Raw genomic sequence first — 10,335 nt, 5'->3', positions numbered from 1 at the left:
GGCTGCGCAGCGCGCCGGCCGGCAATCCGATCGCCGTCATCTCCAATTTCACGCCGGTGCCGCGCGACAATTACCGCGTGCCGCTGCCGAAGGCCGGCAGCTGGCGCGAGATCATCAACACCGACGCCTCGGATTATGGCGGTTCGGGCAAGGGCAATGGCGGCGTGGTCGAGGCCAGGGCGGAAGGAGGAGGCGTATCGGCGACGATGCTTTTGCCGCCGCTGTCGACGATCATGCTCGAATTTGTCCCGGACTGAACGATGCCGCACACTGGTAATTTGGGAGGGTAAAAATGGCAGACTTGAAAAGAACCCAGCCGCTGGCACGCGACGCCATGGCCTATGTGCTGGCCGGCGGGCGCGGCAGCCGTCTCAAGGAATTGACCGACCGGCGCGCCAAGCCCGCGGTCTACTTCGGCGGCAAGACGCGCATCATCGATTTCGCGCTGTCCAATGCGCTGAACTCCGGCATTCGCCGCCTTGGCGTCGCCACCCAGTACAAGGCGCATTCGCTGATTCGCCACCTGCAGCGCGGCTGGAACTTCCTGCGCCCAGAGCGAAACGAGAGCTTCGACATCCTGCCGGCCAGCCAGCGCGTCTCGGAGACGCAGTGGTATGAGGGCACGGCGGACGCGGTCTACCAGAACATCGACATCATCGAGGCCTATGGCCCCGAATACATGGTGATCCTGGCCGGCGACCACATCTACAAGATGGACTACGAGCTGATGCTGCGCCAGCATGTCGACGCCAATGCCGACGTCACCGTCGGCTGCCTCGAAGTGCCGCGCATGGAAGCGACCGGTTTCGGCGTCATGCATGTCGATGCCAAGGACACTATCATCTCATTCATCGAAAAGCCCGCCGACCCGCCCGGCATCCCCGACAAGCCGGATTTCGCCCTGGCCTCGATGGGCATCTATGTGTTCAAGACCAAGTTCCTGATGGAGCAGCTGCGCCGTGACGCCGCCGAGCCCGGCTCCAGCCGCGACTTCGGCAAGGACATCATCCCCTATATCGTCCAGCACGGTAAGGCGATCGCGCACCGCTTCGCCAAGTCCTGCGTGCGCTCGACCGCCGAGAATGAGGCCTATTGGCGCGACGTCGGCACCGTCGACGCCTATTGGGAAGCCAACATCGACCTGACCGACGTCACTCCCGAGCTCGACCTCTACGACCGCGACTGGCCGATCTGGACCTATGCCGAATTGAAGCCGCCGGCAAAGTTCGTGCATGACGAGGATGGCAGGCGCGGCTCCGCGGTTTCCTCGCTGGTCTCGGGCGACTGCATCGTCTCCGGCGCGACGCTGAAGCGAAGCCTGATCTTCACCGGCGCGCGCATCAACTCCTATTCGACGCTGGAAGAAGTCGTCATGCTGCCGGACGTGCATGTCGGCCGCAACGCCAGGCTGAAGCGCGTCGTCATCGACCACGGCGTGCGCATCCCGGAAGGGCTGGTGGTCGGCGAGGATGCCGCCCTCGACGCCAAGCGCTTCCGCGTCTCGGAGAAGGGCATTTGCCTTGTCACCCAGGACATGATCGACAAGCTCAAACTGTAGACAGGAATCGTCAGGCGCATGCAGGTTCTGTCGGTCACGCCCGAAATCTTCCCGCTGATCAAGACCGGCGGGCTTGCCGACGTGACCGGCGCCTTGCCGGTCGCGCTGGCCGGCAAGGGCGTGGCGATGCGCACCCTCATCCCCGGCTACCCCCAGGTGATGGCCGCCTTCAAGAAAAAGAAGGCCGTCTACCAGTACCCGCTGCTGCACGGCGGCAAAGCCTCCATCCATGCCGTTCAGATCGCCGGGCTCGACCTCTTCGTACTCGACGCTCCGCATCTGTTCGACCGCCCGGGCGGCCCTTATGGTAACGCCACCGGCGCCGACTGGCCTGACAATTGGCGGCGCTTCGCGGCGCTCAGCCAAGTCGGCGGCGACATCGCCGGCGGCGCCATCTCAGGCTATCAGCCCGACATCGTGCATGCCCATGACTGGCAGTCGGCGATGGCGCTTGCCTATATGCGCTACGGCAAGGCCGTCGGCGTGCCGTCGCTGATCACCGTGCACAACCTCGCCTTCCAGGGCCAGTTCGGCGCCGGCATCTTCGGCGAGCTCGGCCTGCCGGGCGTGGCGATGGCGCTCGACGGCGTCGAATATTATGGCGGCGTCGGCTATCTCAAGGCTGGCCTGCAGGCCGCCTGGGCAATCACCACGGTGAGCCCGACCTACGCGCAGGAGATCCGCTCGCCGGAATTCGGCATGGGTCTCGACGGCCTGATCAACATGCGCGCCATCGATCTCCACGGCATCGTCAACGGCATTGATGTCGACATCTGGAATCCCGAGACCGACAAGCATCTTGTGGCCAACTATTCGGCCGAGACGCTTGCTGCGCGGGCCAAGAACCGCAAGGCGGTGGAGGACCGTTTCAATCTCGAGAGTGACGACAGTCCGATCGTCTGCGTCGTCAGCCGGCTGACCTGGCAGAAAGGCATGGACATACTGGCGGCGGCCGTCGACGGCATCGTCGCGGCCGGCGCGCGCCTGGCAATCCTGGGCTCCGGTGATGCCGGCCTCGAAGGCGCGCTGCTTGCCGCCGCCGCCCGCCATCGCGGCCGCATCGGCGTCGTCGTCGGCTATGATGAGGCGCTCTCCCACATCATGCAGGGCGGCTGCGACGCCATCGTTATCCCGTCGCGCTTCGAGCCCTGCGGACTGACCCAGCTTTACGGCCTGCGCTATGGCTGCGTGCCGGTCGTCGCCCGCACCGGCGGGCTCGCCGACACCATCATCGACGCCAACGAGGCGGCGATGTCGGCTGGCGTGGCGACCGGCTTCCAGTTCGCGCCGAACAATGGCGGTGCGCTCGTCCATGCCATCCACCGGCTGGTCGGCGCGCATGCCAACCCCACCGCGTGGGCGTCGATCCAGCGCCAGGGCATGAAGGCCGATGTCTCCTGGGACAGGAGCGCCGAGAAATATGTTGAACTCTATCGCCTGCTGCTTTCGAAAAGGGTTGCCTGAAGCATGATACGGACCGTCCCCACCAAACCCTATCTTGACCAGAAGCCCGGCACCTCAGGCCTGCGCAAGAAGGTGCCGGTGTTCCAGCAGGAGCACTATGCCGAGAACTTCATCCAGTCGATCTTCGACGCGCTTGAAGGTTTTGAGGGAAAGACGCTGGTGATCGGCGGCGACGGCCGCTTCTACAACCGCGAGGTCATCCAGACGGCGATTGCCATGGCCGCCGCCAACGGCTTCGGCAAGGTCATGGTCGGGCAGGGCGGCATCCTCTCGACGCCGGCCGCCTCCAACGTCATCCGCAAATACAAGACCTTCGGCGGCATCATCCTGTCGGCCAGCCACAATCCGGGCGGTCCGCACGAGGATTTCGGCATCAAGTACAATGCCGGCAATGGCGGCCCGGCGCCGGAGAAGATCACCGACGCGATCTTCGAGAAGACCAAGACGATTTCGAGCTTCAAGATCGCCGACATCGGCGCGATCGACATCGATACGATCGGAACCGTCAAGGCCGGCGGCATGGCGGTCGAAGTGATCGATCCGGTCGCCGATTATGCCGAACTGATGGAAAGCCTGTTCGACTTCGACGCCATCCGCGCCAATTTCAAATATGGCTTCCGCATGCGCTTCGACGCCATGCATGCGGTGACCGGCCCCTACGCCAAAGAGATCCTCGAGCGCCGGCTCGGCGCGCCCAGCGGCACCTGCCGCAACTTCAAGCCGCTGCCGGACTTCGGCGGCCATCACCCCGATCCGAACCTGGTGCACGCCAAGCATCTCTATGACGAGATGATGGGCCCGGACGCGCCGGATTTCGGCGCTGCCTCCGACGGCGACGGCGACCGCAACCTGATCATCGGCAAGGGCATCTTCGTCACGCCGTCGGATTCGGTGGCGATGCTTGCCGCCAACGCGCATCTGGCGCCGGGCTATAAGGAAGGCCTGAAGGGCATCGCCCGCTCGATGCCGACCAGCGGCGCCGCCGACCGCGTCGCCGAGAAGCTCGGCATCGGCATCTATGAGACGCCGACCGGCTGGAAGTTCTTCGGCAATCTGCTCGACGCCGGCATGGCGACGATCTGCGGTGAGGAAAGCGCCGGCACCGGCTCCAACCATGTGCGCGAGAAGGACGGGCTGTGGGCGGTGGTCCTGTGGCTCAACATCCTCGCGGTGCGCGGCGAGAGCGCCAGGCAGATCGTCACCGAGCACTGGGCGACTTACGGCCGCAACTACTATTCCCGCCACGACTATGAGGAGGTCGAGACCGAGCGCGCCAACAAACTGGTCGACGAGTTGCGCGCCAAGCTCGCTTCGCTGCCCGGCACCAGCGTGCGCGGCCTGAAAATCGCCAACGCCGACGACTTCGCCTATCACGATCCGGTCGACGGCTCGGTGAGCAAGAACCAGGGCATCAGGATCCTGTTCGAAGGCGGCTCACGCGTCGTCTTCCGCCTCTCCGGCACCGGCACCTCCGGTGCCACGCTGCGCGTCTATATCGAGCGCTACGAGCCGGATCAGGCAAGGCACGATCTCGACACGCAGGAAGCGCTCGCCGACCTCATAGCCGCCGCAGACGATATTGCGGGTATCAAGAGCCACACCGGCCGCGACAAGCCGAGCGTGATTACTTGAGGGTGGTTCTCCGCGGCTCCCCCTTCCCCCCTTGTGGGAGAAGGTGTCGCCGAAGGCGACGGATGAGGGGTGCCCCAGCTTGGCGCAAACCATCATCCAGATCACCGACGCCTCATTCCGTCCAAGACCCCTCAACCGGCTCGGCGCTGCGCGCCGATCCACCTTCTCCCACAAGGGGAGAAGGGGAGGCGCGCGCGTGACCTCGCTCGGCGCAACCTTCTCCCCCGATGGCATCCGCTTCGCCGCCTGGTCGTCGTCGGCGAGACGCCTGTGGGTCTCGATCTTTGACGACAGCGGTGCGCACGAGATCGACCGGCTCGAACTCCAGCCGCAAGGCGAGGGCGGGCACGCGCTCCTCGTCTCCGGCCTTTCCGACGGCGCGCGCTACGGCTTCCGGGCGGACGGCGACTACGCGCCTGAACGCGGCCTGTGGTTCGATCCTGAAAAGCTTCTCGCCGATCCCTATGCGATCGAGATCGACCGGCCCTACCAGTACCACTGGCGGCTTGCCGCCAAGCGCAACGAAGGCGCCGACACCGCGCCGCTGATGCCGAAGTCGGTGGCATGCGCCTTGCCGCCGCTGCTTCCAGCCCTACCCCCCCTGTTCCAGCCCGGCGGCCTGATCTACGAACTCAATGTCCGCTCTTTCACCAAGCTCCATCCCGATATGCCGGAAGCGCAGCGCGGCACCATCGCCGCGCTCGCCCATCCGGCTGTGATCGAGCATCTGCAAAAGCTCGGCGTCTCCGCTGTCGAACTGATGCCGATCACCGCCTCGATCGACGAGCGGCATCTGCCGCCGCTCGGGCTCCACAACGCCTGGGGCTATAATCCCGTCACTTTCATGGCGCTCGATCCGCGCCTGGCGCCGGGCGGCCTGGCCGAATTGCGCGACACGGTCGCCGCCTTGCGCAAGGCCGGGATCGGCACGATCCTCGACCTCGTCTTCAACCACACCGGCGAGAGCGACCGCTTCGGTCCGACGCTGTCGCTGCGCGGCCTCGATGCCCAGGCCTACTACCGGCACGAGCCGGACGGCAGGCTGGTCAACGACACCGGCACCGGCAACACCATCGCCTGCGATCACCCGGTCGTCCGCGAAATGGTGCTCGACACGCTGCGCCATTTCGTCCGCGCTGCCGGCGTCGACGGTTTCCGCTTCGACCTGGCGCCAGTGCTCGGCCGCGTCGACGGCACGTTCGACCCGCAAGCGCCGCTGCTTCAAGCCATCGCCGGCGACCCGTTGCTGGCCGACCGGGTGCTGATCGCAGAACCCTGGGACATCGGCCCGGGCGGCTATCAGCTCGGCAATTTTTCCCGACCCTTCCTCGAATGGAACGACCGCTACCGCGACGATGTCAGGCGCTTCTGGCGCGGCGATGCCGGCACGATCGGCGCGCTGGCTACCCGGCTTGCCGGCTCATCCGATGTCTTCGCTAGGGCCGCGCTTGCGACGAGCCGCACGGTCAATTTCATCGCCGCGCATGATGGCATGACGCTGGCCGACCTCGTCGCCTATGAGGAAAAGCACAACGAGGCCAATGGCGAGCAGAACCACGACGGTCACGGCGACAACCTGTCCTGGAACAATGGCGCCGAGGGCGACACGTACGACGCATCGATTGCCGAGGCGCGGCTCGGCGATCAGCGCGCGCTGCTTGCCATCCTGTTCGCCTCGCGCGGCACGATCATGCTGACGGCGGGCGACGAGTTCGGCCGCACGCAGCGAGGCAACAACAACGCCTATGCGCAGGACAATGCCATCACCTGGCTTGACTGGACAGGCCGCAACCATGCGCTTGAGCGGTACGCGGCTGCGCTCGCCGCGCTGCGCCGCGCCGCGCCGGCGCTTGCGGACACGCGCTTCCTGAGCGGCCAGCCGCAAGCCGGTTCCGACGATCCCGACGTCGCATGGCTGACCGAAACCGGCTCGCCGCTCGGCGAGGCCGACTGGAACGATGCGCGGCGGCATCGTCTCGCCATGGTGCTTGGCGGCGCCAGCGCCGGCGATGGCCGTCTCGCCGTCATCCTCAACGGCGACCGCCGTCAATGTGTCTTCACGCTGCCGGAACGGGCGGGGTTCGGCTGGCATGCCGCCATCGAGACGGCGGATGGCGGCGTCGACCCGTCGCGGCCGGTGCCGGGGCGGACGGTGGTATTCATGATCGAGCGTAAGGCCGGCCGGGCGCGCAGCGGGAAGGGCAAGTGATGACTGATGGCAATGGGCGGCGCGGGTCCGACTGGTGGCGCGGCTGCGTCATCTACCAGATCTATCCGCGCTCCTTCCAGGACACGACGGGCGACGGCAGCGGCGATCTCAAGGGCATCACCGCCAGGCTCGCGCATGTCGCCTCGCTCGGCGTCGACGCCATCTGGCTGTCGCCCTTCTTCAAGTCGCCCATGGCCGACATGGGCTACGACGTGTCGGACTATCGCGACGTCGATCCGATGTTCGGCACGCTGGAGGATTTCGATGCACTGATCGCCGAGGCGCACCGGCTCGGCCTGAAGGTCGTCATCGACCAGGTGATCTCCCACTCGTCCGACAAGCATGAATGGTTCGTCGAGAGCCGCGCCAGCCGCGACAACCCGAAGGCCGACTGGTACGTCTGGGCCGATGCCAAGTCCGACGGCAATGCGCCCAACAACTGGCTGTCGCTGTTTGGCGGGCCGGCCTGGGAGTGGGATGCCACTCGCCGGCAGTACTATATGCACAATTTCCTCGCCGCCCAGCCCGACCTCAACTTCCACAATCCGGAGGTTCAGGACGCGGTGCTCGACACGGTGCGCTTTTGGCTGGAGCGCGGCGTCGACGGCTTTCGGCTGGATACGGTCAACTACTATTTCCATGACCGCTGGCTGCGCGACAACCCGCCTCTGGCGGAAAGCGTCGCCGGCATCAACGGCGCCACCACCACCTATGCCTTCCAGGAGCATCTGTTCGACAAGACGCGGCCGGAGAACCTCGATTTCCTGCGCCGCTTCCGCGCGCTGCTCGACGAGTACCAGGACCGCGCCGCGGTCGGCGAGGTCGGCGACGAGGACCGTTCGCTGCGGACGCTCGCCGCCTACACCTCCGGCGGCGACAGGCTGCAGATGTGCTACACATTCGACCTGCTCGGGCCGCAATTCTCGGCGGCGCACATACGCGGCTGCGTTGAGGCCTTCGAAAGCACGGTCGCCGACGGCTGGGTCTGCTGGGCGTTCTCCAACCATGATGTCGTGCGCCATGTCAGCCGCTGGACGCGGCCGGGCGGCGAGCCGGACAGGGTGGCGAAATTCTCGATCGCGCTACTCGCCTGCCTGCGCGGCTCGATCTGCCTCTATCAGGGTGAGGAACTCGGCCTGGAGGAAGCGGAACTCACCTTCGAGGATCTGCGCGACCCTCTCGGCATCCGCTTCTGGCCAGGCGTGAAGGGCAGGGACGGCTGCCGCACGCCGATGGCCTGGGAGCACGGCGCCGACAATGGCGGCTTCACGACCGGCAGGCCCTGGCTGCCGGTGCCGGCCAGCCACCGCGCCCGCGCCGTGGACGTCCAGAACGGCGAGGAGGGATCGGTGCTTGCCGCCTATCGGGCGATGCTCGCCTTGCGCAAGCGGCACTCGGCGCTTGTCGGCGGGTCGATCCGCTTTCTGGATGCCGAAGGCGATGTCCTTGCATTCGTCCGCGAGGGAGGCGGTGAAAGGCTAGTCTGCGTTTTCAACTTCGCCAGCGAGCCGGCAAATTGGACACTGCCGCCGGAGCTAGGGCCTATTGAAGCGATTGATCTCGGCGCGAGCGCGACGATCCAGGAGGATGCGCTGTCCTTACCGCCGCTGGCTTGTTTTATCGGACAGGCAGGCTAACGGCTACTGCACCAGCACGGAGCGTCCGCAGGTCCCGCCGGTCACCCGGATATCGGCTTCGCCGACATGCACGCCGAGCGCGCCAAGCACGTTGTAGACCAGGTTGTCGACCGGCGCGGTCACGCCGTTGAGCACCGTCACCACCGCCGGCTTCACGGTGCTGAGCAGGGCGGTGACGTCGAGCCCGGCGCCCAGCGCCTTGACCGACAGCGACAGGTTGTTGACCAGCGAGGTGGAGAGCGACTGCGTCAGGTTCTTCGTCGACACTGTTTTCATCGTCTTGGCAGCGATCTCGGTGGCATTGAACGTCAGGTTCGTCGGCGCCATGTTGGTGACCGAGAACGCCGAAGATCCGTTGATCTGCAGCCGGCTGAGGTTGACCAGCAAAAGCTTGACGCTGACGTCGGCGATTTCGGCGTCGCTGAACGATTGCGGCTTGGTGAAGTCGGCAAAGCCGCTGGCGTTGGTGTCGGCAAGGTGCGCGGCGACGACGCCGGGCTGTGCCGCGATCGTGACCTTCAGGCTGTCGGGACGCCCGGTCGGGCAACTTACGTCGGTGAGCTTTGCTTCGGCATAGGCCACCTCGACATTGAGCGGCAGGTTGACGGCGAGCAGCTTGATGCCGCCACCCAAATTCGTGCCGGCGTTGCCGCTCCCGTTGCCATTGCCGTAGCCGCCGCCGTTGTTCCCGTTCCCGAGGCCGACGCTGGCATTCAGCTTGATGCGGGTCTGCGCGGTGCGCACCACGGTGCCGGCCTCGCCGACCTTCAGCCACGGCGAGGATTGTGGCGGCTCGCCGATGGCGATGCTGAGCGTGGTGGACGTCAAGCCCGGTATCGTCGCGCCGAGATTGACCTGTACCTGGCTGGTGCCGTTGGCAAGTGCCGCCGCCGCCGTCACCATGCTCATGGCGCTCGTCGCGACGGTAAGCCCCGCCGGCTTCTGGCCGACGCCGAGGCTGCCGACGGAGCCGAGATCGATGAGGTGGCTGAGCGGGATCTTGACCGTGTTGGTGGCGCCGGCGCCCATCGTCTGCAGTGCCAGCTTGGAGGTGCGGTCAAGCCCCGGGACATTGGCCATGGCTGTAGCGATCTGGCCGATGGTGGCCTTCGAAGCCAGCACGTCCGAATAGCTCACGCCCGTCAGCCGCAGTTCCGTCGCCAACGCGTCGGTCAAGGAAAGCACGTCGATATCGGCCGATGCCAGCGCGTTGTAATCCATCACGCTGAGCGAGATGTTGGTGCCGAGCAGCCCGCCGAGCAGCGCGTTGACGACGCCGCCATTGAGGCTGGCGAGCCGCGACCCGACCGAGAACGCGGCTTCCGCCTGGGCGCTGGCGGTAGCCGTCGTTCCGATCACCGGCGGTTTCATCATCATCGCGCCGAAATAGAGCGTGCCCTTCTTCTTCAGCGACACCTGCACGGCGTTGTAGGGCAGCTTGCCGGCCTCGAAACGGCTTCCGGCGGCGATCGCGCTGACGCCGGAATAGCGGCCGGGCACCACCTGGACGACCGCCTTGCTGGCCGTCGGCTCGATGATCGTCCCCTGCTTCTGGACGGCGACCGAGTTGAAGCCGTTGTCCTTCAGCGTGGTCAGCACCGCCTTCTCGGCATTGTTGATGTTGGCCGCGGCGGTGATCGCCGCGAGATCGACGATCGACTGTGCCGCGCGGCGCTCGTTGAACAGCGCGCCTTCGTCGACCGCGAAGGCTGTCAGCGCCAGCGCGACCGGCGCGCTCAGCGCCGCCATGACGGCGAAGTTGGCGCGCCTGTCGGCGATCAGCCGGCTGCCCGATCGCAGCATCGCGGCGGCAGCGGCGCGCATCATACGCCACC

At 66.1% G+C, this 10,335-nt stretch carries 7 protein-coding genes; 6 read left to right on the top strand and 1 reads right to left on the bottom strand.

Features of this window, described 5'->3' with window-relative positions; genetic code table 11:
• The 6 genes from EN745_RS21065 to EN745_RS21040 all read left to right on the top strand — a co-directional run.
• A partial coding sequence (locus EN745_RS21065) for an alpha amylase C-terminal domain-containing protein (protein WP_189363111.1) occupies positions 1-257 on the top strand: 257 nt, incomplete at its 5' end.
• A gap of 35 nt (positions 258-292) precedes the next feature.
• Positions 293-1,558 carry a glucose-1-phosphate adenylyltransferase gene (gene glgC / locus EN745_RS21060; protein WP_126055820.1) on the top strand — a complete coding sequence of 422 codons (1,266 nt, stop codon included), beginning with the start codon at positions 293-295 and terminating at the stop codon, positions 1,556-1,558.
• 18 nt (positions 1,559-1,576) lie between these two features.
• A complete protein-coding gene (glgA, locus tag EN745_RS21055) occupies positions 1,577-3,022 on the top strand; it encodes a glycogen synthase GlgA (protein WP_127422160.1) in 1,446 nt (481 codons plus the stop codon).
• A 3-nt stretch (positions 3,023-3,025) separates the two neighbouring features.
• The gene (locus EN745_RS21050) at positions 3,026-4,654 is read left to right on the top strand and encodes an alpha-D-glucose phosphate-specific phosphoglucomutase (protein ID WP_127422159.1); all 1,629 of its coding nucleotides are present in this window, start codon (positions 3,026-3,028) and stop codon (positions 4,652-4,654) included.
• A 196-nt stretch (positions 4,655-4,850) separates the two neighbouring features.
• Positions 4,851-6,863, top strand: a complete 2,013-nt coding sequence (gene glgX / locus EN745_RS21045; RefSeq protein WP_127422158.1) for a glycogen debranching protein GlgX — start codon at positions 4,851-4,853, stop codon at positions 6,861-6,863.
• The gene (locus tag EN745_RS21040) at positions 6,863-8,500 is read left to right on the top strand and encodes an alpha-glucosidase family protein (RefSeq protein WP_127422157.1); all 1,638 of its coding nucleotides are present in this window, start codon (positions 6,863-6,865) and stop codon (positions 8,498-8,500) included. The genes glgX and EN745_RS21040 overlap by 1 nt, the downstream gene beginning before the upstream one ends.
• A gap of 3 nt (positions 8,501-8,503) precedes the next feature.
• Here the strand turns inward: EN745_RS21040 and EN745_RS21035 are convergent, their stop codons facing one another.
• Positions 8,504-10,327: a TadG family pilus assembly protein gene (locus EN745_RS21035; protein WP_127422161.1), complete on the bottom strand. Its 1,824-nt coding sequence runs from the start codon at positions 10,325-10,327 to the stop codon at positions 8,504-8,506.
• Between the last annotated feature and the right edge of the window lie 8 nt (positions 10,328-10,335).

This window comes from Mesorhizobium sp. M4A.F.Ca.ET.022.05.2.1, assembly GCF_003998845.1.
Lineage (GTDB): Bacteria > Pseudomonadota > Alphaproteobacteria > Rhizobiales > Rhizobiaceae > Mesorhizobium.
Note: the sequence above shows the minus strand (reverse complement) of the source record. Positions and strands in the feature narration are given on the sequence as shown.